General features: G+C 65.4%; 16 protein-coding genes. 6 read left to right on the top strand and 10 right to left on the bottom strand.

Annotated features, from left to right (window positions below):
- Position 1 precedes the first annotated feature (1 nt).
- Entirely contained in the window at positions 2-985 is a 984-nt protein-coding gene (locus tag AC4AMJ_RS07490; RefSeq protein WP_489895450.1) for an SDR family NAD(P)-dependent oxidoreductase, read from the top strand.
- 9 nt (positions 986-994) lie between these two features.
- Here AC4AMJ_RS07490 and AC4AMJ_RS07485 read toward each other — a convergent pair whose 3' ends face one another.
- From AC4AMJ_RS07485 to AC4AMJ_RS07470, 4 genes are all read right to left on the bottom strand, one after another.
- Positions 995-6,487 carry an ATP-binding protein gene (locus tag AC4AMJ_RS07485; protein WP_489917676.1) on the bottom strand — a complete coding sequence of 1,831 codons (5,493 nt, stop codon included), beginning with the start codon at positions 6,485-6,487 and terminating at the stop codon, positions 995-997.
- 1,163 nt (positions 6,488-7,650) lie between these two features.
- A complete protein-coding gene (gene fadD5 / locus AC4AMJ_RS07480) occupies positions 7,651-9,264 on the bottom strand; it encodes a fatty-acid--CoA ligase FadD5 (RefSeq protein ID WP_489917675.1) in 1,614 nt (537 codons plus the stop codon).
- Between the two features lie 139 nt (positions 9,265-9,403).
- Positions 9,404-10,819 carry an aldehyde dehydrogenase family protein gene (locus tag AC4AMJ_RS07475; protein ID WP_489917674.1) on the bottom strand — a complete coding sequence of 472 codons (1,416 nt, stop codon included), beginning with the start codon at positions 10,817-10,819 and terminating at the stop codon, positions 9,404-9,406.
- Between the two features lie 12 nt (positions 10,820-10,831).
- Positions 10,832-11,959, bottom strand: a complete 1,128-nt coding sequence (locus AC4AMJ_RS07470; RefSeq protein WP_489917673.1) for an NDMA-dependent alcohol dehydrogenase — start codon at positions 11,957-11,959, stop codon at positions 10,832-10,834.
- 297 nt (positions 11,960-12,256) lie between these two features.
- Between AC4AMJ_RS07470 and AC4AMJ_RS07465 the strand changes: the two genes are divergently transcribed.
- The gene (locus tag AC4AMJ_RS07465) at positions 12,257-13,330 is read left to right on the top strand and encodes an AraC family transcriptional regulator (RefSeq protein ID WP_489900886.1); all 1,074 of its coding nucleotides are present in this window, start codon (positions 12,257-12,259) and stop codon (positions 13,328-13,330) included.
- A gap of 286 nt (positions 13,331-13,616) precedes the next feature.
- Here AC4AMJ_RS07465 and AC4AMJ_RS07460 read toward each other — a convergent pair whose 3' ends face one another.
- The 4 genes from AC4AMJ_RS07460 to AC4AMJ_RS07445 form a co-directional block, all read right to left on the bottom strand.
- Positions 13,617-15,203, bottom strand: coding sequence for a flavin-containing monooxygenase (locus AC4AMJ_RS07460; RefSeq protein ID WP_489917672.1), 1,587 nt, complete (start codon positions 15,201-15,203; stop codon positions 13,617-13,619).
- Positions 15,196-16,188, bottom strand: coding sequence for an alpha/beta hydrolase (locus AC4AMJ_RS07455; RefSeq protein WP_489917671.1), 993 nt, complete (start codon positions 16,186-16,188; stop codon positions 15,196-15,198). Before AC4AMJ_RS07455 ends, AC4AMJ_RS07460 begins: the two co-directional genes overlap by 8 nt.
- A gap of 561 nt (positions 16,189-16,749) precedes the next feature.
- Complete coding sequence (locus tag AC4AMJ_RS07450) at positions 16,750-18,567, bottom strand: MFS transporter (protein ID WP_489917670.1); 1,818 nt, start codon at positions 18,565-18,567, stop codon at positions 16,750-16,752.
- A gap of 246 nt (positions 18,568-18,813) precedes the next feature.
- Positions 18,814-19,497, bottom strand: coding sequence for a TetR/AcrR family transcriptional regulator (locus AC4AMJ_RS07445; protein ID WP_489895434.1), 684 nt, complete (start codon positions 19,495-19,497; stop codon positions 18,814-18,816).
- Positions 19,498-19,779: 282 nt separating this feature from the next.
- On the opposite strand from AC4AMJ_RS07445, the gene AC4AMJ_RS07440 reads away from it, so the two are divergent.
- The 4 genes from AC4AMJ_RS07440 (at position 19,780) to trxA (AC4AMJ_RS07425) (ending at position 21,925) form a co-directional block, all read left to right on the top strand.
- On the top strand, positions 19,780-20,580 hold the full coding sequence (locus tag AC4AMJ_RS07440) for a ferric reductase-like transmembrane domain-containing protein (RefSeq protein ID WP_489917669.1): 801 nt from the start codon (positions 19,780-19,782) through the stop codon (positions 20,578-20,580).
- A complete protein-coding gene (locus AC4AMJ_RS07435) occupies positions 20,540-20,971 on the top strand; it encodes a nitroreductase/quinone reductase family protein (RefSeq protein WP_489895430.1) in 432 nt (143 codons plus the stop codon). Before AC4AMJ_RS07440 ends, AC4AMJ_RS07435 begins: the two co-directional genes overlap by 41 nt.
- Positions 20,972-21,060: 89 nt before the next feature.
- The gene (gene trxA / locus AC4AMJ_RS07430) at positions 21,061-21,438 is read left to right on the top strand and encodes a thioredoxin (protein WP_489918392.1); all 378 of its coding nucleotides are present in this window, start codon (positions 21,061-21,063) and stop codon (positions 21,436-21,438) included.
- Positions 21,439-21,547: 109 nt separating this feature from the next.
- On the top strand, positions 21,548-21,925 hold the full coding sequence (gene trxA / locus AC4AMJ_RS07425) for a thioredoxin (RefSeq protein WP_489917668.1): 378 nt from the start codon (positions 21,548-21,550) through the stop codon (positions 21,923-21,925).
- A 94-nt stretch (positions 21,926-22,019) separates the two neighbouring features.
- Here trxA (AC4AMJ_RS07425) and AC4AMJ_RS07420 read toward each other — a convergent pair whose 3' ends face one another.
- Both AC4AMJ_RS07420 and AC4AMJ_RS07415 read right to left on the bottom strand, forming a co-directional pair.
- On the bottom strand, positions 22,020-22,367 hold the full coding sequence (locus AC4AMJ_RS07420) for a universal stress protein (protein ID WP_489917667.1): 348 nt from the start codon (positions 22,365-22,367) through the stop codon (positions 22,020-22,022).
- Entirely contained in the window at positions 22,367-23,002 is a 636-nt protein-coding gene (locus AC4AMJ_RS07415; RefSeq protein ID WP_489917666.1) for an RNA-guided endonuclease InsQ/TnpB family protein, read from the bottom strand. The genes AC4AMJ_RS07420 and AC4AMJ_RS07415 overlap by 1 nt, the downstream gene beginning before the upstream one ends.
- Positions 23,003-23,630 lie beyond the last annotated feature (628 nt).

Here is a 23,630-nt window from a genome sequence, read left to right as displayed (position 1 = left end):
CATGCTGTCCCGCACATATCCCGCCCCGGCGCCTCGGTTCTTCGACGAGGTCGTGGCCACGCTGCCGAGACTCGATGGGAAGACCGTCGCCATCACCGGTTGTACGAGCGGCACCGGACTTGTGATGGCCCGTACCTGTGGACGATTGGGTGCACGCGTCATACTGCTCAATCGTCCGTCGGAACGAGCCGACGCGGCGGCTGCCGACCTCCGGAACGATGACGTCGAGGCGGTGCAGGTCCCCTGTGATCTGCAGCGGTTCGACAGCGTTCGGGTCGCCGCCGACATGCTCGCGCAGGCCTGCCCCGACGGTCTCGATGTGCTGTGCAACAACGCCGGTGTGATGGGTCTGCCGGACCAGGCCACGGTCGACGGGTGCGACATCCAGATGCAGACCAACCACCTGTCGCACTTTCTGCTGACGTCGCGGGCCTGGCCGCTACTCGTGCGAGCTGCTGAGGCCCGCGTCGTCAACCAATCGAGCGGAGCCCGACGCGGACCGGCCCTTCGCGCCGACTATCTCGGTACCAACGGAGGACACCTCGGCGGCGACGGGTTTCCGGGCCTGGGCAAGTGGCGTCGATATCAGCAGTCGAAACTGGCGAATCTGCTGTTCACCTACGCGTTGCACGATCGGATTTCCGCAACCCACGCCGGCTCGGGAGTCGCGAGCCTGTGCGCGCACCCGGGTCCCACCAACTCCGGATTGCAGGCAAAGACCACCGATGCCGGCGGAACGCGGGTGCTCGACAAACTCATCCTGCAACGCACGCTCCGAGTCGCTCACTCCGTCGAGGACGGAGCACTCGGAATCCTGCGCGCATCGTGCGACCCCACCGCACGCAGCGGCGAGTTCTACGGACCGCTCGGGAGTGGGAAGCCGGGTCCGGCCCAACTCCTCACTCCCGAGCGCGATCCCGAATCCGAAGGACTGCTCTGGGAGTCGAGCCTGGCCACCACCGGGGTGGCCGACTTCTTCGGATGAGGGTTTCGACTACGAAACCCCTACCTGCGCACTGTGATCTGACCACCGGGGGCTTCCCTCGATGGCACCGATGATGCGCGGACGCAGTTCGGCGGCCTGGATCACGGCGTCGACCGAACCGACCTCGACCGCACGTCGGATGCTGTGAACCGAATCGAACTCGGCGGCGATCTCGCTGATCTTCTCCGCGCGCACGGACTGCCGGGTATCGGCCAGCTCGGCGTTCAACGCCGGCCGATCGGCCCCGGATGCCTCCGCCACCCGCAGTTCCAGCTCGCGAACGCGAGGATCGGCACCGACTCGCTTGGCGACCTCGCCGGCGAACACCACTGCCGCTGCCGGTGCGCCGCCGAGCACCGAGGCGAACGAGCCGTCGATGGCCAGCACGGTCATGTTCGGGTTCAGTGCCTTGGAGAACACCACGAACGCGCCACCGTGGTACCGCGAGATCACGCAGAACACGATGGGTCCACGGAAGTTCACGATCGCACGGCCGATCTCGGCGCCGTACTCCAACTGCAGCTTCCGCATCGACTCAGGTGAACCGTCGAACCCGGACAGATTGGCCAACACCACCAGCGGACGGTTGCCGCTGGCCACGTTGATCGCCCGTGCCGCCTTCTTCGACGACTGCGGGAACAAGGTGCCCGCGGTGTAGGTGTCGGGGCCGTCGGTCGGCTTGTAGCCGCGACGCTGCACCTCCCGCGACTCGATACCGAGCAGACACACCGGGATACCACCGAGATGGACATCGCACACGACCGCCGTCTCGGCGTCGGCCATGCCGGCCCAGCGTTCCAACACCGGGTGATCCTGATCGGCGACCGCACGCATCACGGTCCGGATGTCGAAGGGCTTCTTGCGATCCGGGTTGGTCGCCGACGAGAAGATCTGGCCGACCGTGGTGAAGTCGCTGCCCGCGAGCACATGTGGGAAATCGGAGACGTCCCGATCGGTCGGATCGCTTGTCAACGACCGTCGCGGCGCCTGCTCGCCGGGTGCGATATAGGTGTGGTCGTAGTGCGACATCAGGATGTCGCGCGCGGCCTCCAGGTTGGGCGCCCAGTACTGCGCCTGCCCGTTCGGACCCATCACCCGGTCGTAACCACCGATACCGAAGTTGTCCTCGGCGGACACACCGCCGGAGAAGTCCAGCGACTGCTTACCGGTCAGCACCATCGCCGAATCCGGGGTCATCACCAGGACACCCTTGGTGTGCATCAGCATCGTCGCCTCGGCGTTCCAGTACGGCTGCGCACCGACGTTGATACCGGCGACGACGATGTTGATCTCGCCGCCCGCCTGGGTGAACTCGACGACCCGCTTGAGTGCGCGTGCCACCCAGTCCATGTTCTCGGTGCCCGAATCCATCGAGATCCGCGCTCCCGACGACAGCGAGTACCACTCGAGCGGCACCTCCATCTGTTCGGCGAGATCCAGGGCGGCGATCACTCGACTGCACTCCGGTTCCGACAGTGCACCAAGCGATTTCGTCGGATCCCCGAGCAGCACCACGCGGGTGACACCCTGCGGGTACTTCTCGGACGGCGTGGTCACCACACCGGCCACGATGGCCGCGGTGTTGCGGCCCTTCGGGCGATCGACCTGCACGAGTCGCTGCTCGACATCGAGGTCATATTCGGTGAATTCACCGAGCAACCCGGTCAGCTCGTAGGGATAGACCGTGTTGCGTCGGGCGGCCTGCAGCACCTTCTGGCGGTAGGCGTCGACGGGCTCGATCGGGTCGTCGGACTGCTCTCCCACGGTCACGTTGAAGCCGCCGGTCGCATTCACCGAGAACCGCACTGCGACCTTGGTCAGCTCGCCGGAGTCGCGGTCGCGGCGCCGCGCGATGAGCAGCACCTCTTCGAGGCCGACGTCGGTGGCGGTGCCCCGGATGTAGTCGGCGATCGTGTCGAGATCCTCGGGCGTGTCGCTGATCGGCGGCCAGACGTACATGATGATCCGGTTGGTGTTGACGGTCCTCTTGGAGCCGCGCTGAGCCCGCCGGATCGAGTCGACACAGGATGCCAGTGTGGTCTCGGCGGTGGGCACGGTCAGCAGTCGGCCGTCCTGCTCGCGCATCGCGGTGAGGTCACGGACCTGGGCGAACGCGATGAGGCGGTCGTCGGCCGGGTTCTCCTTGGCAACGCACCGGAAGAGGTACACCTCTTCGTCGTCGGACGACGGCAGCTGGGTGAGGTCGAACTTGCGCAACCGCTCCATCTGCATCCGCTGGGCGATGTAGGGATGCAGTCCGCGGATCAGCCGCTCCTCGGACATGCCGGTGGCCGACTGCCGGAACGTGATGTGCTGGTGCATGCGGGCATCACCACTGCCGGCGACGGTGACGGTGACGCGGTGCACCTGGTTGGGCAGCGATCCAGTGTTGATGATCTCGTGCAGGGCGCCCGCCATGACGTCGAAGTCCGTGGGCTGCTGCTCCCAGCTCAGGTAGATGTCGGCATCGACGGATGCGGTGTCCCGGGCGATCTCGGCCAGACCGGTGATCGCGGCGGGAAGCTGGTCGTAACCCACCGCGGCCGACACGAGGTTCGCGCCGTCGCGTCCGGCGATCACGAAGGTCGCTCCACCCGCCTGCTGGATGTGGATACCCGTGAGGCCCTTGTTTCCGTAGTAGCGACGGGTCAGCACCTCCAGCATCACGGTGTTGTCGGAGTTGCCGCGCAAGATGCGCTGTCCGAGCAGTCGAACCAGCGGCTCGGTGCTGCGGACCATGTCCGCGATGCGTTCGTCGCGGTCGGGCGCCTCGGGATTCGCGTCCAGGTAGCGCAACTGCTTGCGGACGTTGTTGTAGACCCGCGCCCGGTCGCGCCGCAGCAGCGGCTGGCCGTACCAGGCGTAGACGACGCCGCGTGCGAGGTCGGCGATGGCCGGGAACCGGACCTGCGTTGCCGCCACGAGCCGGTCCAGGCCGCTGCCGACAGCGTCCTGTAGTTCGTCGCGCGGAGTCGGTTCGCGCAGCCACTCCCGCAGCAGTGTGCTGATCACGGTCACCGAATCGGCGGGCTTCTGAAGCGCCAGGAAGATCCGGAACACGCCGGCTTCGAGTTCGGGGGTACGTTCCAGATCGGTGACCCCGTAGTGGGCCAGGGCCCTCCCGAGCTGGGTGTGGAAGGTCTCGGGCAGTCCGTCGCGCTCGACGTCGAGGCTCTGCAGGTACGTGTGGAAGTTCTCGCGTGCGCTGTGTACGTGCTCGATGCCGAGGTCTTCACCCGAGGTCCGGTTCTGGCTCAGTTCAGCGAGGTCGGCGAACACGGTGATCAGTTCGAGCTCGTCGGCGAGCGGACGGCGCCCGTTCTCGAGCGCATCACGGCGAACCGAGAGGTAGTCGTTGAGCAGTCGACTGCGATCGTGCGGGTCGACGTCGTACCCGAGCAGCTGACTACGCAGATCTTCTTGGCTACGGGTCGTGCGCTCGTGTGCCTCGACGTGCGTCGGCTCTGCGGGAAGTTCGAGGTCGATGCCCTCGGTCGCCTCATCAGCTGACTCGTCGTCGTCATCGTCGGCCAGCGGTTCGAGTCGCAGCAGCGTTGCGCCGGTTTCGACCTGCGTGCCGACCGACACCAGGCTTTCCTTCAGCCGCGAGCGGACCGGTGCACGCAGCACCGTCTCCATCTTCATGCTCTCCAGGACCAGCACAGGAGCTCCGGCCTCGACCTCCGCACCCACCTCCAGCGGTGTGGCGACAACCAGCGCCGGAGCGGGCGAACGGACGACGCCGCCCTCATCGCGACTGACCCGATGGGTCACGCCGTCGACGTCGACCAGGTGGATCGGTCCGTGCGTGTCGGTGACGAGTCGGTAGCGGACACGATTGACCACGATCTGCGCGGTGTGCTCGTCGAAGCGTTCGATCTCGACGTCGGCGGTGTGGGTGTCGGCACCTGCTTCGATGCCGACCCGGAAGCGATGCGCTCCGATGCGTGCCACGCGAACGCGATAGCCCGCGCCACGCAGCTTCAGGTCGAGGGGACGTCCGCTGTCGTGCTGGACCTGCGGCCGTCCACCGGCTGCCGTCGACAGCAGTCGTTGCCGTTCGACGAGTTCTTCTTCCTCGTAGGCGTCGATGGCCGCAGCCGCCAATGCGATGGCGGAGTGCCGGTTGGCGACGAGCTCACCGTCGGCGCGCACGCGGTCGATCCAGCCGGTGTCCGCACTGCCGTCGATCACCTCGGGCCGGTTCAGCAACTCGAGGACAAAGCTCTTGTTGGTCGCGCCTCCGGCGATGATCACGCGCGTCTCGCGCATCGCACGCCGCAGCCGTCCCAGCGCTTCGTCGCGGTCACGGCCGTAGGCGATGATCTTGGCGATCATCGAGTCGAAGTCGGCCGGGATGGTGTCGCCCTCGCTGACCCCGGTGTCGACGCGGATGCCCGGACCGGCCGGCAGTTCGAGCAGTGCGATGCGGCCGGGTGCGGGTGCGAAGTCGCGATCGGGGTCTTCGGCGTTGAGTCGTGCCTCGATGGCGTGGCCGCGTTCCTGCGGCGGCTCACCCTCCAGGCGGCCACCGGAGGCGACGAACAGCTGTGCCCGTACGAGGTCGAAACCGGTTGTGGTCTCGGTGATCGGGTGCTCGACCTGCAGACGGGTGTTGACCTCCAGGAAGGCCAACAGATTCTCGCCCGGGTGGTAGAGGAACTCAACCGTCGCCGCACCCCGATAGCCCACGGCGACCGCCAGTCGCTCGGCCGACGCCTTGAGACTGGCGACCTGGTCGGCCGGGAGTACCGGCGACGCGGATTCCTCGATGATCTTCTGGTTGCGTCGTTGCACCGAGCAGTCGCGCACGCCCAGCGCCCATGCGGTGCCCTGACCGTCGGCGATGACCTGCACCTCGACGTGTCGGGCGCCGGTGACCAGGCGCTCCAGGAAGACCACGCCGCTGCCGAAGGCCCGGGCCGCCTCGTCGCGGGTTCGTTCGTACGCGTCCCGCAGATCGGCGTCGTTGGTGACCTTCCGGATGCCTCGACCACCACCGCCGGCGGTCGCCTTGAGCATCAACGGATAGCCGATCTCGGCCGCCGCAGCCAGCGCGTCCTCCACGGTGTCGACACCGCCTCGGCTCCACGCGGCCACCGGCACGCCGACCTCTTCGGCGATCAGCTTGGCGCCGATCTTGTCGCCGAGCTTGAGCATGGCTTCGGCCGACGGGCCGACGAAGGTCACGCCGATGCGGTCGCAGAGTTCGGCGAAGTTCGGGTCCTCGGCGACGAAGCCCCAGCCGACCCAGGCGGCGTCGGCGCCGGTCTCGAGCAGGGCGTGCTCGAGGACCTTCAGGTTCAGATACGGGCGCGCTGCGGCAGGCCCGAGGTCGTAGGCGATGTCGGCCTCGCGCACGAATGTCGCGTTCCGGTCGACGTCGGTGTGCAGGGCGACCACCTCGATCTGCTGCCCGGTCTCCGCGGACAGACCCCGGACTGCGTGGATGAGGCGCATCGCGGCCTCACCCCGGTTCACGATGGCAATGCGAGCGAACATCACCGACTCCCTTCTCTTATGTGCCTGCCGATTGGCGCGTGGCGGTCGCGGCGCCCGGCTCGACGGCTGTGCCGAGCTCGGGTCGGGCGGTTGTGGTCGGACGCAGAACGTCGACGGCTGACGTGGTTGATTGTTGCGAATCGTTTCCCTACGCGCGAGTACGGTTTGTGAGCCCGGCAGATGAGAGAGATATCCCACAGCAGGTTGATTTTGCCGGAGGACTCGCTTCGGCCACGCTCTCGCCCGATCGGCCTGCACTGGTCGGCGCATCGTGAGTGGCCGCATCGCAGCAGGTCAGCGCTGCTATGGAGTTGGTCGATCGACCAGAATCGCGCCGCGACGCAGGCGGGTGACGAGGATGCCATCGGCGCCCGATGTCATCTTCGGCACCCTTCACAAAAAATCAGAAGAACTTCCACCGCAAGCGCCGGTCGAGGCCATCACCAACTCGGTCCCTGAGGAGGTCCGGAGCGATAGCGGAGGGCCGTCACCACTCGGTCCCTGAGGAGGTCCGGAGCGATAGCGGAGGGCCGTCACCACTCGGTCCCTGAGGAGGTCCGGAGCGATAGCGGAGGGCCGTCACGAAGGGCGCCCTTCGTGACGCTTCGCTCGTTCCTCGCGAGGCTCCTCAGGGAGCGGGGGTGACGTTCGCGACGTTCCTCGCGAGGCTCCTCAGGGAGCGGTGGTGACGTTCGCGACGTTCCTCGGGTTGTGCACTGCCCGTCGGTGGCGGTCGTGGCGCGGGATGGGAGTCGTCACCACTCGGTCCCTGAGGAGGTCCGGAGCGATAGCGGAGGGCCGTCACGAAGGGCGCCCTTCGTGACGCTTCGCTCGTTCCTCGCGAGGCTCCTCAGGGAGCGGGGGTGACGGTCGCGACGTTCCTCGGGTTGTGCACTGCCCGTCGGTGGCGGTCGTGGCGCGGGATGGGAGTCGTCACCACTCGGTCCCCGAGGAGGTCCGGGCGATAGCGGAGGGCCGTCACGAAGGGCGCCCTTCGTGACGCTTCGCTCGTTCCTCGCGAGGCTCCTCAGGGTGCGGTGGTGACGTTCGCGACGTTCCTCGCGATGCTCCTGAGAGACCAGGGGTGACGCTTCGCTCGTTCGTCCGCGACCGCCCCTCGTGGGTGCGCGCGAGATTCGAGCCCGCGCCACCCACCCGTCGAATCAGTGGGCGAGCCCGGCGTCCTTGCTCCCATAGGCGTCGCGCAGCTTCGGCTTCACGACCTTGCCGCCGGCATTGCGCGGCAGTTCATCGATGATGACCAGATCCTTGGGCTGCTTGAACCGGGCGAGGTTGTCATTCAGATAGGGCTCGAGTTCGTCGAGGGTGAGATCGTCGACTCCCTCCGCCAGGACGACGACGGCGACGGGGACCTCTCCCCACTTCTCGTGGGCACGACCGATGATTGCGGCCTCGGCGATCTTGTCGTGGCCGTACAGGACGTTCTCCACTTCCGCGCAGTAGATGTTCTCCCCGCCGGAGATGATCATGTCCTTGGCCCGGTCGACGACGTAGAGAAAGCCCTCGTCGTCCTGGCGTACCAGGTCGCCGGAGTGGAACCAGCCGCCGCGGAAGGCGTCAGCGGTGGCCTGCGGGTTCTGCCAGTAGCCCACCATCATGTTCGGGCCCCGATAGACGATCTCCCCCACCTCCCCGGGTTTGACGTCGTTCATCATCGGGTCGACGATGCGTGCCGTCACCGCGGGCACCACCTTGCCGATGGAGCCGATCTTGCGCAGCGCGTCCTTACCCTCGAGGATCGTGGTGATGGGTGACATTTCGGTCTGACCGAACGCGGTCATGTTGAGCGCCTCGGGAAAGTTGTCGTTCATGGCGTGGAGGACGGTGTCCGAGGCCGGCGCAGCGCCCCAGCTGATCGTCTTCAATTTCAGCTTTCGTGGACGGGTCTGCTGTGCGGCGCATACCGCCTGCCACTGCGCGGGCACCATGAACACCGACGTGGTCCCCTCCCGTTCCAGGGTGTCGAGCATGTCGTCGGCATCAAAGGCGCCCAGCGGATGGATCACCGACCGGACCCCGCGGTAGAGCACCGGTGCGAAAGCTGCAAGGCCCGCGATGTGGAAGATGGGTGGAACGATCGAGGCCACGTCGTCGTCGGACGATCCACTCTGTGACGTCGCGATCACCGTCATCGCCTGCGCCTGTAGATTCTGATGGGTCAGCATGGCGCCCTTGGGTTTTCCCGTGGTTCCCGAGGTGTACATGATGAGGGCGACGGTGTCTTCGGGCACATCGATCTCGGGCAGATCCGACGAATCCTCGGAAACGAGCGTCTCGAAGTCGAGGTGGGCCTCGTTCTCACTGCCGCCGACCACGATAGTGGTGTCGATCCCGCCGGTCGCGGCGCTGACGGCGTCGGCGAGTGGGGCGAGCATCGTCTCGGTCAGTATCACCTTCGCCCCACTGTCGTTGACCAGAAAGCCGACTTCGGCGGGACTCATGCGGATGTTGACCGGCACTGGGATGGCGCCGATCAGATTGGCCCCCAGCACCGCTTCGAGGTATTCGGTGCGGTTGAGCAGCGCCATCAGGACGCGGTCGCCGAACTGCACTCCCCGCCGGTGCAGCGCGGCGCCGAATGCGCGCGATCGTGCGTCGAGTTCGCGCCACGTCGTCACAGTGTCGAGGTAGGTCACCGCCGCCTGATCGGGGGTCATGAAGGCATGCCGACGGACCTGGTTGTTCCAGTGATTTCGACGCGAGCGCAGCGGTTCGGTGGTCAGATCATTGGTCGATCCGGTGGTGGTGACTGACATGTTTCATCTCTCCCTCGTCGTGCGCCGCGGATCCGTGCCGGGGGCGCATCAGACATGTGGCCGTGATCACACACTAGAACGTCTCGCTGCGAAACCGGAGACGATCCCGGTTTCGCAGCGTCGACGGCAATGCCATCGGTCAGCCCTGGATGGACTTGACCTCCAAGAACTCTTCGAGGCCGAATTGTCCTGCCTCGCGACCGATCCCGGACTGCTTGTAGCCGCCGAAAGGCGCATCGAGATTCATTCCGGCATCGTTGACCGCGATCTGGCCCGCCCGAATCCTTCGCGCCACCTTCTGGGCACGTTCCGTCGAGCCAGACCAGACCCCACCGGCGAGACCGTAGATGGTGTCGTTGGCGATCTCGACTGCCTCGTCCTCGGTGTCATACGGCTCGATCGCGAGCACCGGGCCGAAGATCTCCTCGCGGTGAATCGTCATCTCCGTGGTGACGTCCGAGAACACAGTCGGCTGGACATAGGCTCCGGGACCGTCTCCCGGCTCGGTCTGTCCGCCGGTCACAACACGTGCACCCTCGTCGATTCCCTTCTTGATGTATCCGAGAACCCGCTCCTGCTGGGTTCGAGACGAGAGCGGCCCGAGCACTGTGGCCTCGTCGGTCGGGTCGCCCACGGGAATCGACTCGATCACGGTTTTCGCGATGCTCTCGACGTCGGCCAGTTTGGAGCGAGGCACCAACAGACGGGTCAGGGCCGAGCATGTCTGGCCCGAGTTGAGCAATGCGGCCTGCACCGCGGCCGGCACCGCGGCGGTGAGGTCGGCATCGTCGAGCAGGATGTTGGGGCTCTTGCCACCGAGTTCGAGCGAGACCCGCTTGACGGTGTTCGACGCGAGTTCACTGACCCGTCGCCCAGCCCGGGTGGAGCCGGTGAAGCTGATCAGGTCGACGTCAGGATGCGACGCGATGGCCTCTCCCACTTCCGGACCCGTTCCGAACACCACGTTGAACACACCCGGCGGAAGTCCCGCGGCGTCGATGATCTCGGCCAGAACGATGGCGTTGAGCGGTGTGACCTCACTCGGTTTCACCACCACGGTGTTGCCTGCGGCCATGCCGTATGCGGCCTTCAGCGCGATCTGGTGGAGCGGATAGTTCCACGGCGTGATGGCACCGATGACCCCGTAGGGCTCGCGGACGATCGTCGACCCGCGGTAGCTGCCCTCGAATTCGAACTCGGTGACGATGGCGGCGGCCTGCGCGAAGCTGTTGATGGGCAACGGGACCTGCGCCGCACGGGCGAACGACATCGGTGCGCCCATCTCGCTCGAGATGAGTGCGGCCAGTTCCTCCGAACGATCGATGAGTCCCTGCGCGATCGCGCCGAGATAGCCGGCGCGCTCTGCCACCGACGTCGCCGACCATCCGTCGAAAGCGGCGCGCGCGGCCCGAATGGCCTGGTCGACGTCGTCGGCCGACCCCGCGGCGACTTCGCCGATGGTCTCGTCGGTCGCCGGATTCGTCACCGGGAGAAGCCAACTCCCCGTAGACGGAATCCACTGCCCGTTGATGTAGTGGTCCTTGTGGGTACGCATCTGGGTGTCTCCTCAGTAGTCTTCGTCGGTGTACACGACGACGCCGCGCAGGTTCTTGCCGTCGGCCATGTCGCGGTAGCCCTGATTGATGTCCTCGAGGCGATACGTCGTGGTGACGAGTTCATCGAGCTTCAAGAGTCCGGATCGATACAGGTGCAGCAGCTTGGGGATCTGGGTGCGCGGGCCCGCGCCGCCGAAGATGGCCCCCTGCACCCGCTTCTGCAGCAACGTGAGCTCGAAGAGGTTGAGATCGACCTGCCCGTCCTGGAAATTGCCCATACCGGTGACGACCACCTGGCCACCCTTGGCCGTCATGCCGAGTGCCTGCTGAACGTGCTCTCCCTTGATCTCGCCCACGGTGATCACCACGACGTCGGCCATGTGACCCCAGGTGATGTCGGGTAGCTCCGCCATTGCCTCGTCGACCGACGCGTAGGTGTGGGTGGCGCCGAACTCCATCGCCTTCTTCTGCTTGAACTCCACCGGGTCGATCGCGACTACGAACCGTGCACCTGCGAACGCGGCACCTTGGACGGCATTGATACCGACACCACCGACCCCCATGACCACGACCGTGTCTCCGGGGCGGGTATTGCCGATCTCGGTCGCCGAACCCCACCCGGTCGACACGCCGCAACCGAGCAGGGCGGCCTTGTCCAGCGGAATGTCCTTCTCGATCTTGACGACGGACGCCTGATTCACGGTCACGTAGGGCGCGAATGTTCCCAACAGGCACATCTGCAGCACAGGCTGCCCGTCGCGGGTCACCCGGTTGGTCTTGTCGGAGATCGCCTGCCCGGTGAGCAGCCCGGCGCCCTCGTCACACAGGTTCTGCAGTCCGGTCGAGCATGACGGACACGTACCGCAGGCGGGGATGAACGCCAGCACGACGTGATCGCCCTCCTCCAGTCCGGTCACGCCAGGGCCGACCTTGGTGATGACGCCGGCACCCTCGTGGCCGCCGAGGACCGGCATGATGGGCACCGGGCTCGACCCGGTGACCAGGTGCGCGTCGGAGTGGCACAGGCCGGACGCCGCGAGCTTGACCTGCACCTCGCCTGCCGTCGGATCGCCGAGGTCCACGTCGGCGATCTTCCAGTCTCCGCCGACCTCTTCGAGGATCGCTGCCTTGGTCTTCATACGTTCTCCTTGGGACTTGGTGAACCGGGTGGCCGGGGTGCGTGCTGTGTCATCGGACCGGAAACGCCGCGCCATGTGACGACTGTCACGTCGGTCGTTGATGAGCGTATGGTCGGGAGGCGCGACACAGACAGGTCATTCGGGGCCAGAAGGATGGCAATTGCGGCCACACAGGGGGACTCGGACGGTCGTCCCACTCCTTCGCGTGAACGTGCAGAGAATTGCCGTGGCGCGGCCTGGAGGGTGATACTCCTCACATGGCTCGAGCGGCGCGGCAGAGAGGATGACGGCGTGACGATGATCGTCGAGACGGACGGGGACGTGATCGATGAGGCGTCGGCAACGGTGTTCGCCCGCATGCCAGACCCATGGGACCATCCACGCACGACCGCCGGCGTGGCCATCATCTGCGCGTGGGCTGCCGACAACGGGGTATCGCCCGAATCGCTTTGGGACGGATCCGGACTGACCGGGGACACTCTTACCGACACGGCCAAGCTGATCGAGGCGCAGCAGGAGATCGTGGTGATCCGGAACCTGCTGGCCGCCCTCGGTGACCGACCGGGTATCGGGGCCGAGATCGGCCGGGAGTACCACCTGACGTCGTACGGCTACTACGGCTATCTGCTGCAGGCCTGCAGTCTGGTCGCGGACATGGTGCGGTGCGGTCTGAGGTACTCGCCGCTGACGTTCGCCTTCGCGACGATGACCGGTGAGCTCGTCGGCGACGACCGCTGGTCACTCTCGGCGCACACCGCGGGTGTACCAGATGACATCGCGGCATTTGTGATCGAACGTGACCTCAGCGCGAGCGTGCAGATGCAGCGTGAACTGTTCGCCGGCACCGACGTCGCGCCGTTGCGAGAGGTGCACCTGACCCGCGATGCACCCGACGGTGACGCGCGTGACACTTATCGGGAGGTTTTCGAGGTCTCGGTCGACTTCGGTTGCAGCCGAGACGAGTTGATCTTCGATCGCTCCTACCTCGACCTGCCGCTGCCCATGGCCAATCCACACACCGCCGCTGTCATCATCGAACAGTGTGAGCGGCTGCGCGCGGAACGCCTGCACGCTCACGGGGTGGCCGGTCGTGTGCGCGCGTATCTGCTCGAGCAGCCGTCGCTGGACCGGACACTCGAGGAATGTGCCGCAGACCTGCACTACTCGGCTCGGACGTTGCGCCGGGGCCTCACCCGCGAGGGCACCTCGTATCGGGCGATTCACGACGATGTCCGTCGTAGCCTGGCGCACGACCTGATCCGTGACACGTCGTTGCCGCGGACCCAGATCGCCGAGCGACTGGGATACCGCGACTGGTCGAGTTTTTCGCGGGCGATGCGACGGTGGGCGAGCTCACCGACCGCCGACTGAGCACCGGTTCGCCTGCGGTCGCTCGGGCGGGGACGATTGCCGATCACTTCTTCGTAGAGGTTCGGATCCGAGCTCCCATCCACCACGAGTCCTGAGGGAGCCCGAACGCTCGCAAGGATGCGCCGGCGGAGGGCCGCCCTTCGTGACGTCCCTCCGCCGGCGCTCCGGGCCTCCTCAGGGATCAGTGGCTCGTGATGAGCTGATGAGCTGAGGACACCGGTGGATCAGGCTGAGCGATCAGTGGCCGCTAAGCAGACCACAGCCCCATTGAGAATCCGGCTGTGCATCAGGCCAATTCGAAGCCGTGATAGTGGGCGATCGCCACGCCATCGCCGATCTGTTTGTACGTGCCGACCCCGCCGACGAAAGGCAGGGCGGCACGTCGCTTGCCGGGAACATTCGCGCCCATGTACCAGGACGGTGCCTGCGGTAGCAGCGTGAGGTCTGCGACGTCGTTGTTGGTGTTGACCCAATTGTCCTCGGCATCGACGTCCGGTTCGATGCGCGTGAGCCCCTGGTCGCGCAGATGCTGCAGTGCAGCGCTGATCCATTCGACGTGATACTCGATTGAGGTCAGCATGTTCGACAGCACCGACGGACTCTGCGGGCCGGTCACCGTGAACAGATTCGGGAACCCGGCCGACATCAGCCCCAGATAGGTGCGCGGTCCGTCGGCCCACTTGTCGCGAAGTGTCAGGTCACCGTGACGGATCTCGATCGCGTCGAGCGCCCCGGTCATGGCGTCGAAACCGGTGGCCAGGATGATCACATCGAACTCGTACTCGGTCTCGCCGACAAGGATCCCACGTTCGGTGATCCGGTGGATCGGATGCTCGTTCACATCGACCAGGGACACGTTCGACTGGTTGTAGACCTCGTAGTAGCCGGTGTCCACACACATTCGTTTCGCCGCGATGGGGTATGACCGAGGAGTCAACTTCTCGGCCGTCTCGGGGTCTTCGACCTTCTGGTGGATGCGGTTTCGCACGTACTCGGCGGCTCGCTCGTTGGCCTCCGGGTGCTGCAGCAGGTCACGGAACGACTGTTGAAAGCACAGTCCGCCGTCGTCCCAGCGCAGTCCGAGTTCGGAAGCGATGCGATCGTCGTCGAGGTCATCGAAGAACGGCGGTAGCTCGTCGCCGCAGAGCGCCCCGCCGACCGAGAGCCGGCACTCTTCCCGGTAGTCGTCATAGTGCGTCTTGAGTTCTGCCAATTCCTCGGCGATGAGCCGGTTGTGGGCCGGGACCGCATAGGTCGGGGTGCGCTGGAACACCGTCAGCGAGCCAACGGTCGGGGCGATGGCGGTGATCGTCTGTACGCCCGAGGATCCGGTTCCCACGACGGCAACACGTTTGCCGCTGAGATCGACACCGCTCACCGGCCAGTTCCAGGTCCAGTAGCTGTCGCCGGTGAAGTCGTCCAGGCCGTCGAACGTCGGAACCAACGGCTTCGACAGACATCCGGTCGCGGCGATCACGAACCTCGACGTGATCCGCGAACCGGAGTCGGTGGTCACCGTCCACACATCGTCGGAATCGTCGAATTCCAATGACTGGACCCGCGTGTCGAAGGTGATGTCCCTACGGAGGTCGAAGCGATCGGCGACGTGTTCGAGATAGGACAAGATCTCCGGCTGAGCGGCATAGCGTTCGGACCAGTTCCACTCCTGCTGGAGGTCGGGATCGAACGAGTATGAGTAGCCGATCGATTCGATGTCGCAGCGTGCGCCCGGGTATCGGTTCCAATACCAGGTGCCGCCCACTTGTGGACCCGCCTCGATCACATGGGCGTCGAACCCGAGGTCGCGCAGCTTGAACAGCTGGTAGAGACCGGAGAAGCCGGCGCCGATGATGATGACGTCGCGATCAGGCATCAGTGGTCTCCTTTTCCGGAGCGCGGGAGGACTCCTGCGCTGTGCGAGTGTGGTTGGTGATGAATTCGCTGATGTGGTCGGCGACCAGTTGGATGCCTGTCTGATAGCCGGGCAGGATGTTCGCCATCTGGAAGTAGATGTGCATCTGGCCGTCGGCCTGTGTCAAAGTCACCGGCACACCGGCCTTCTCGAGCGCTGACGCGTAGGCGACCCCCTCGTCGTGCAGTGGGTCGTACTCGCAGACATACACCAGCGCCGGTGGTAGGCTGGCCAGGTTTGTCGCGCGCAGTGGCGACGCATCCGGATCCGTACGCGCGTCGGCGTCAGGTAGATAGTGATCCCAGAACCAGATCATCGTGTCCCGACTGAGCATCAACTGGTTTTCCGGGTTCACATACGACGCCGTCTCGAAGTCGCAATCGGTGACGGGGTAGACGAGGGCCTGGTAGTCGACCCGCGGTCCCTGCCGATCCCGCGCCCACAACGCCATGACGGCGGCGATGTTGCCGCCGGCGCTGTCCCCGGCGATGATCAGTGGCGCGCCGGGCCTCGCGAACTCCGCCGCATGATCTGCCGCCCAACACAATCCGATGTAGCTGTCCTCGATCGCGACCGGAAACCGGTGCTCGGGTGCCTTGCGGTAATTGACCAACACGACCGTGGACCGGGTCCGATTCGCCAAGTCGCGGCCCACATGGTCGTACTGGAGGTCGATGTCGCCGAGAACCCATCCCCCACCGTGGAAATAGACGATGACCGACTCCGGCTCCCCCTCGGGTACCAGGACACGCACACGGAACGTGCCGCCGTCGTTGCCTTCCAGTTTGAGATTCTGCACTCGCGCGACGTCCGGACCTCGACCACTCATTCCGGCGAAGATCGGTCCCGACATCCGCGCCAGCGCAGGAGTTTGTTCGCTGATCGGTGGCTGGCGTTCCTCCGCGAGTTGTTGCAGGAGCCCCTGCGATACAGGTTCGAGTGGCATGCGGTCTCTCCCTCACCGTCGTAAGTCCATCAGCATGATCTGTGGACCCTGTGACCTCTGTCACGTACGAACCTATGGCGCTTGCGGTGTGACCGACAGCACAGGAGCGGCCAAAACTCGGTAGTTCGGGCCACTGCTGGTGTTGCCGACCTCGGACCTCCGAACCGATCGGAGACTCTCATCCGGCGTCCGACGTGACCCGCACTCTGCTGAACCGCCACCTCCGAGCTGCATGAATTCGGCCCTGAGGGGTGAAGCGCCGGCCGCCACGACAGCGGAGGAGCGTCAGAGGGGTGACCCTTCGTGACGCTCCTCCGCTGGCGCTCCGGAGCTCCTCAGGGATCGGTGGTCGGGTCGTCCGCTGGCGCTCCGGAGCTTCCCGGGCACCGGTGGTCGGGTCGTCCGCTGGCGCTCCGGAGCTCCTCAGGGATCGGTGGTCGGGTCGTCCGCTGGCGCTCCGGAGCTCCTCAGGGATCTGTGGTCGGATCGTCCGCCGGCGCTCCGGAGCTCCTCGGGGACCGGGCCGATCTGTCGGCGAGTTGGCCTGCGAGAGATCGCTTCTCAGGCCGACCGCAACGCGGACAGCTCCCGCTCGACGACGGCGTCGTGTTCCCGCGCGTCGAGACGAGCCCTTCGCGGGTTCCATCGACCCTTCAGCACGAAGATGAACGGCACGAACAGGAGCTGAGCGATGACACAGATCCACCACCAGACCTGCCACTGGCCCGGATTGTCGTCTTGTGCCTGTTTCACGTCGGAAGCGTGCTCGGCGAGGTAGGCCTGATCGGCGGGTGGGATCGGATCGGTGCTCAGTTGCTGAAGGCGTGCCACCGCGTCCTGAGGAGTCGCCGCCAGACCTGCCCGCATCAACTGGGCGACCGCGGACGCACCCGCGCGCGCGTCCATCGGGTTGGCGGCCAGGGCGCCGAGCGTCGCCGGCTCCACCGCGCTCGCCGTGGCCACTTGTTCGGGATACTCCGCGACGATCTCCGACACTCGGGAACCCTGGTCGACGAGTGTCGATGTCGCCGGGACCACGAAAGTCAAGGCGGTCAGTGCCAGCGTCACGGTGATACGGATCGTCCATCCCCAGATCGCCAGGCCCGTCGCCGTGGCGGCCGGGTTGTGTCGTTCCACCGTCTCGGTGAAGCTCGCCATCCAGGCGCAATAGGCGATTCCGCCGCCCACTGCCTGTATCACCAGCACCATCGCGAACGTGTAATACCCGGTATCGGGATGTGTCGCCAGGATGGCGAAGATCGCCGTGCCGACGATCGAGATCGCAGCACCGATCGCCATCAGTGGCTTGCGTACCCGGATCTTGTCGGAGATCACACCCGCGAGGATCAGTGCGATCGCGTTCGCGACCCAGTACCAATTGGCCAGACCGTTGGCGCGTGCTTCGGAGTAGCCGAAGGTCGTCGCGAAGTACACCACGAAGAACCCGACCGCGATGTAATAGAACAGCAGGAACAGGCTGATCGCGATGGCTGGGCCGATGACGTCGAATCGGAGCATCTGACGCCAGTGTCCGCGCAGGGCCGTCTCGGCATCGATGCCGCGGGCGCGGGCCTCGATGAGCGCTCGTTCGCGAAGGCTGACCATCAGCTGATCCCGTAGCCCCGGCGAGAGCTCGCGCAGCCCGACGATGGCTATCACTGCCACGATCAGCCCGACTATGCCGCATACGTAGAACTGGAACTGCCAATCCGGGTGTGCATCGAGTGTGCTGCTGGAGACGGCGGTCACCACCAAGCTGCCCAGCACCGGGCCCATCGTCCAGAATGCCATCGCCGACGCCCGGCCGACCTGAGGTGAGAAATCACGGATCAGCGCAGGCGTAGCCACGAGGATCATGCCTTCGACGATGCTCAGCAGCGCGAAGAAGATGGTGTACCACAGGGTATTCGGAGCCAGCGGCAACGCGAACAGCACCAACAGACCCGTGATCACCAGGCCGATGACGACCAGGTTGGCACGTCCCCATCGGTCGGCGAGTCCGGCGGCCAGTGATGCGAACGCACCCACGAGATTGCCGACGATCGAGATGACGACGAACTGGGTGAAGGTCATGCCGAACGAAGCGATGATCTTCGTCGCGACCGCCCCTTGGATGTAGAGCTGGTAGTACAGAACGATCGTGGCGAGAACGGTGATTGCCAGATATCGGTAGCGTGCCGCGGCTTCCGGATAGCTGTCGAGTTTGCGATCCCAGAGCGACCGCAGCCCACGTGGCGGGGCGGCGCTCGCGCTCCTGTCGATCAGCTCCGTCTCAGTGTGTGTCAACCTGCTTCCCTTCTCCGACAATGTGATCTGACTGCCGGCGATAGAACCGGCGTAGGCGACTGCGTGGACGGGCTCGAGGGTCTCCGCGGCCATTCCCGAGCTCATTGTGTGAGCTACCCCAATGTGTGAACGTGCTGTGATGCACGTCTCAGAACTGTATAGTTGAAGTCGCCGTCAACTTCAATAGCGGAGGACAGAGTCGGGACCGAACAGATCTCGTCGGCGACCGGGGGGAGGTCGTCCTTCTTCCCGATGGCGACTACCCGGCGACTTCGGATCGATGCCTGCTCGGCAGGAGTCGGCAGGCAGGGGCGATCAGCGGGGCCGGCGAAAAGGATGTCAGGAAGCGAGTCGAAGAGCGTTGGCCCACAAAATGGTGCATGCGTCCGTAACCGCGTCGATGTCGACAGGCGGTTTGCCCAATTCAGGCTCGACCACGAAGAAGGAGAACGCCAGTCGGCTGATCATTCCGGACAGCGCTCGGGATGCGAGCAGCGGGTCGAGGCGCTCGTCGACCAGTCCTCGCGACTGCAGCGCCTCGATGCTCCGGGCATTGCGGAGAACGAACGCCTCGGCTCGCTCATGACGTAGGCGGCGGAACTCGGGATCGATGTTGGCGACCTGCTCGAGGACTCCCATCAAGCGCGCATTGCGTTGGTACGCCTCGAGATACGCGCGGTTGCTGGCCGCGATGACGGCTACCGGATCGTCATCGTCGATGACGTGAGGCATTCCGGGATGCAGCATGTCCTTCTGTGACATCTCGAGGACCGCCGCGAGAATCTCCTCTTTGCCCGCGAAATATGTGTAGAACGTCCCCGACGAACAGCGTGCTTCGGTGGTGATGTCGATCAGCCGGGTGTCGAGATAGCCGAGCCGTTCGAAAACCATGCGCGCCGCAGAGATCAACGCGTCGCGGGTGCGGATGCCGCGAGGGGTGGACGGCAATTCACGCAGCAGGGCCGGGCTGGCCATGGACGGCGCCGGCTGGGCCGCTGAATCCTCACGTTCAGAATCCGACATGACTAGACGTTATCCCACGTCGAATCAGGTAGGAGGTGACGTGCACGGTCGATTTGGCATCCACGCTGTTGCCGATTCCCGCTCTTTCGGCCGGGACGACGCTGCACACCGTTGACAGGTGGTTCCCAGCCCGCTGCCAGTCACCCCCCGACTTCGCGACAGAGGATTGGCCACGTGACATCGGGCAATCTTGTCGCTCCCGCCCCTCCATCGGCCGGTGCGGCGCCAGCCGTCGGTACGCGGCGACGCCGAGCTCATCGGAGCCCTCGTTGGTGGCGAGACGTGACCGGAAGTGTGTTCTGGGCACTGCTTCTCTTCGTCACGGTGCTCTGGGTGGCCGGCGGTGGCCTGACCGACACGGGGACGGCAGGTGCGATCGTCACCTCGATCGGGTGCCTGGCCGGGCTCTGGGCATCGGCGTTGATGCTCGTCCAGGTGATCATGATGGCGCGAGTGCCGTTCATCGAACGTGCGTGGGGGCGGGACGCACTGACCCGGGCGCATCGCTGGGTCGGTTTCGGTTCTTTCGCTTTGCTGCTCGCGCATATCATGCTGGTCACCGTCGGATACGCGGATGTCGACCTGGCGCACATCTGGCCGACCGTCGTCGACTTCGCGCTCGACTATCCGGGCATGCTGCTCGCGATCGCCGGGACGGTATGCATCGTCATGGTCGTGCTCACGTCGTACCGGTTTGCGCGCCGCCGCCTGCGCTACGAGTCCTGGCACCTGATCCATCTGTACGGGTATCTGGCTGCAGGACTCGTACTTCCCCACCAGCTCTGGGCGGGACAAGAGTTTCTTCGATCCGTGCTGCGGCAATCCGCGCCGGGGCAGAGCCGGCGTCCATCCACTGTGAGTACTTCGAGATCTGAGAGACCATCTGGTGTGACATCTGGGCCACGGCCTGCTTTGTGGACCCGGTGCGCTGGCACGGCATCCGGACAGCGCGATCTACCGATATGCGGGCCTACCGCAACACCGATCGTCGTAGGCTTCTCCCAGCTTTGTCGTGCGCCGTACCGACCGAGGAGTAAATGCGATGAGCGAGTACCAGGACTGGAACAACCAGATCATCGATGAGTTCCGGGCCAACGACGGCAGGGTCGGAGGGAACTTCGAGGGGGCCCCGATGGTGCTGGTCCATCATCGAGGTCGCAAGACCGGCAAAGAGAACGTCACTCCGATGATGTATCTGCCCGACGATCAGGATCCCACGACGGTTTATGTCTTCGCGTCGAAGGCGGGCGCACCCAGCAATCCCGCCTGGTACTACAACCTCACCACCGCGGGTTCCGCCGAGGTCGAACTCGGCACCGAAAAGCGTGCGGTCTCGGTCAGTGAGGTCACCGGGCCTGATCGCGACCGCATCTATGCCGAACAGGCTCGTCGCTACCCGGGATTCGCCGACTATGCGGTAAAGACCGAAGGTATCCGGACGATCCCGGTCCTCGCGCTACACCTGCATCAGTGAGCAGCGCGTCGTCGCGCGGAGCGCGGCCCGGCGCGAACACCGCGGACTGAATCGGGAATATGCCCAGACGGACGGGCCTTGCAGTGGTCATGGGCACTCGTGAGATCACTTTGGAGAATCTGCAGGACACCATCGGAGAGGGTGGCATCGTGCTGCTCGACTTCTGGGCGAGCTGGTGCGGTCCCTGCCGCCAGTTCGCGCCGGTCTTCGAGAAGGCCGCACAGGACAACACCGACATCGTGTTCGGCAAGGTCGACACCGAAGCCGAGCAACAGCTGGCTGCCGGCTTCCAGATCCGGTCGATCCCGACGCTGATGGCATTCCGTGACGGTGTCCTGGTATTCAATCAGCCCGGCGCCCTGCCGACCGCGCAGCTCGATCAACTGATCGGCGCGGTGCGCGACCTCGACATGGACCAGGTGCGCGCCGAGATCGCCGCAGCCGAACAAGCACCGGATGACGCCTGAGGCGTCCCGCGGTCTGGACGCATCGCCGCGGGCCGCACCGGAATGGACAGCGTGATCACGGTGACATCTCCGAGGGAATATACCCCCAGGGGTATGCATTGAACAGATCATGAGCACTCGTGAGATCACTTTGGAGAATCTGCAGGACACCATCGGAGAGGGTGGCATCGTGCTGCTCGACTTCTGGGCGAGCTGGTGCGGTCCCTGCCGCCAGTTCGCGCCGGTCTTCGAGAAGGCCGCACAGGACAACACCGACATCGTGTTCGGCAAGGTCGACACCGAAGCCGAGCAACAGCTGGCTGCCGGCTTCCAGATCCGGTCGATCCCGACGCTGATGGCATTCCGTGACGGTGTCCTGGTATTCAATCAGCCCGGCGCCCTGCCGACCGCGCAGCTCGATCAACTGATCGGCGCGGTGCGCGACCTCGACATGGACCAGGTGCGCGCCGAGATCGCCGCAGCCGAACAAGCACCGGATCGCGTCTGAGCGGTCGCTGCTCGGGCACCGAACCCCGGCCCGGAGCCGGTGCCCGGCAGGCGTGGGCAGTGTCGCGTTCCCGGCGGCACTCGAACGCCGAGGCCTACGTCGCGCTGTGGACGACCATGACCGGGCAAGGCGAGACATGGAGCACAGCTCGGCTGGTGGAACCGAGAAGTAGTCCGCGGAAGCCTCCGCGTCCACGGCTTCCGACCACCACGAGCTGAGCAGTCTGAGCCGCATCCACGATGCGGTGCGCCGGTGTATCGACCGCGACGATGGTGTCCATGCCGACGTCGGGGTAATCCTCGCGAAAGCCGGCCAACTGCTCGGCCACCAATGCGATCGCCTCGTCGTGCCATCGCTGCATCACCTGGTTTCCCGCACCGTAGAACGCGTCATGGGCAGAGCCGTTGCCTGTTGGTGAGCAAAGGTGAGTGTGCTCGTTCATCAGGCAGCCTCGCCTTGCGGTGAGGCGCTTCCGTTACCGGATTCAGGTTTCATCGCCACCAGCGCCGCCGGAGCGGTCGTCTTACGGTCGGCTCCACCATTGTCGAAGCAGGCACTCTGCTCCGCTCGCGCATAGCGTGCGAGGTTGATTGCGGCGTTGAGATCACGATCGATCTGCAACCCGCAGTCGCCGTTACTGCACTGGTAGAGGCGTTCTGACAGGGCCAGTTTGGTTTTCACTGACCCGCAGCCAGAACACGTCTTCGAGCTTGGATACCACCGATCGACTCGCACGCATGTCGAGCCGTACCAGCCGGTCTTGTAGTCGAGCTGCCCGAAGAACTCACCGAGCCCGGCATCAGCGATCGCACGATTCAACCCGCGTTTGCGGGCACTACCGGCGGCCATCATGTTCTTCACCGCGAGCGTCTCGGTACCGATCACCTCGAACGACTGCGCCAACCGGGTGGTGAGTTTGTGGAGTCGGTCACGCCGCAGGTTCGCGACCCGCGCGTGCTCGCGGGCGAGCTGCTGTTGGGTACGCCGCCACCCGGCCGACGGCTCCTGCGGGGTCGTCCCACGGGCCCTGCTGGCGGGCCGCTTTGCGGTGCAACGCCCGCAACCGCCGCCCGGCATGGCAGAGTTCCTTCGGTGCCCGAACCCGCATCACCTCCCTGCCCTCCGGGGTCGCGGCGACAACAAGGTCTTTCACCCCCAGATCGATCCCGACCACCGGTGCGACCAGCTTGACGTGTGGGGGCCGCTGCACGGCGCGGGCGACGACACAGGTGAAGCTGACCAGCCACCGGCCGCGCTCGAATCGCACTGTGGCCCGGAGAATCCGTGCCGTACCCGATTCCAGGCGCCGCGCGAGCTTGCGAGTCGACTCATGGACCCGGACAGCGCCGAGTTTGGGCAACGTCACGTGATGGCGGTCAGGCTCGACGCGGATTGCGCCGGTGGTGAAGGTGAACGTGCGGGTCGACCGTTTCGATTTGAACGACGCGAACCCCACCCGCGCACCACCACGGGCGCCTTGTCGGCTGGCATCGAAGTTCGCCAACGCCTCCGATAGGTTCCTGCACGCCCCGGCGTAGGCCTCCTTCGAGTTCACCGGCCACCACGGCAACCCGTCCTCGTCGAGGGCCACCTGGTGCTTGCGGCGGTTGAACTCATTCCGCAATGACTGGAACGACCACCTCAGCGACGGGGTCAGGTCCTCAGGAGCGATCCCGTAGGACTTCTCGGCCTCCCGCTGCGACAG

The sequence above is a fragment of the Gordonia sp. LMA484 genome (assembly GCF_058129505.1).
Note: the sequence above shows the minus strand (reverse complement) of the source record. Positions and strands in the feature narration are given on the sequence as shown.

What these genes read in the sequence shown, in the direction of transcription:
- AC4AMJ_RS07415 (WP_489917666.1), bottom strand. Translation starts at nt 23,002, where the DNA reads ATGCCGGGCGGCGGTTGCGGGCGTTGCACCGCAAAGCGGCCCGCCAGC.
- AC4AMJ_RS07445 (WP_489895434.1), bottom strand. Translation starts at nt 19,497, where the DNA reads ATGTCGGATTCTGAACGTGAGGATTCAGCGGCCCAGCCGGCGCCGTCC.
- AC4AMJ_RS07450 (WP_489917670.1), bottom strand. Translation starts at nt 18,567, where the DNA reads ATGGCCGCGGAGACCCTCGAGCCCGTCCACGCAGTCGCCTACGCCGGT.
- AC4AMJ_RS07490 (WP_489895450.1), top strand. Translation starts at nt 2, where the DNA reads ATGCTGTCCCGCACATATCCCGCCCCGGCGCCTCGGTTCTTCGACGAG.
- trxA (WP_489918392.1), top strand. Translation starts at nt 21,061, where the DNA reads ATGGGCACTCGTGAGATCACTTTGGAGAATCTGCAGGACACCATCGGA.
- AC4AMJ_RS07435 (WP_489895430.1), top strand. Translation starts at nt 20,540, where the DNA reads ATGAGCGAGTACCAGGACTGGAACAACCAGATCATCGATGAGTTCCGG.
- AC4AMJ_RS07475 (WP_489917674.1), bottom strand. Translation starts at nt 10,819, where the DNA reads ATGCGTACCCACAAGGACCACTACATCAACGGGCAGTGGATTCCGTCT.
- AC4AMJ_RS07465 (WP_489900886.1), top strand. Translation starts at nt 12,257, where the DNA reads ATGATCGTCGAGACGGACGGGGACGTGATCGATGAGGCGTCGGCAACG.
- AC4AMJ_RS07470 (WP_489917673.1), bottom strand. Translation starts at nt 11,959, where the DNA reads ATGAAGACCAAGGCAGCGATCCTCGAAGAGGTCGGCGGAGACTGGAAG.
- AC4AMJ_RS07485 (WP_489917676.1), bottom strand. Translation starts at nt 6,487, where the DNA reads ATGTTCGCTCGCATTGCCATCGTGAACCGGGGTGAGGCCGCGATGCGC.
- trxA (WP_489917668.1), top strand. Translation starts at nt 21,548, where the DNA reads ATGAGCACTCGTGAGATCACTTTGGAGAATCTGCAGGACACCATCGGA.
- AC4AMJ_RS07455 (WP_489917671.1), bottom strand. Translation starts at nt 16,188, where the DNA reads ATGCCACTCGAACCTGTATCGCAGGGGCTCCTGCAACAACTCGCGGAG.
- fadD5 (WP_489917675.1), bottom strand. Translation starts at nt 9,264, where the DNA reads ATGTCAGTCACCACCACCGGATCGACCAATGATCTGACCACCGAACCG.
- AC4AMJ_RS07460 (WP_489917672.1), bottom strand. Translation starts at nt 15,203, where the DNA reads ATGCCTGATCGCGACGTCATCATCATCGGCGCCGGCTTCTCCGGTCTC.
- AC4AMJ_RS07420 (WP_489917667.1), bottom strand. Translation starts at nt 22,367, where the DNA reads ATGAACGAGCACACTCACCTTTGCTCACCAACAGGCAACGGCTCTGCC.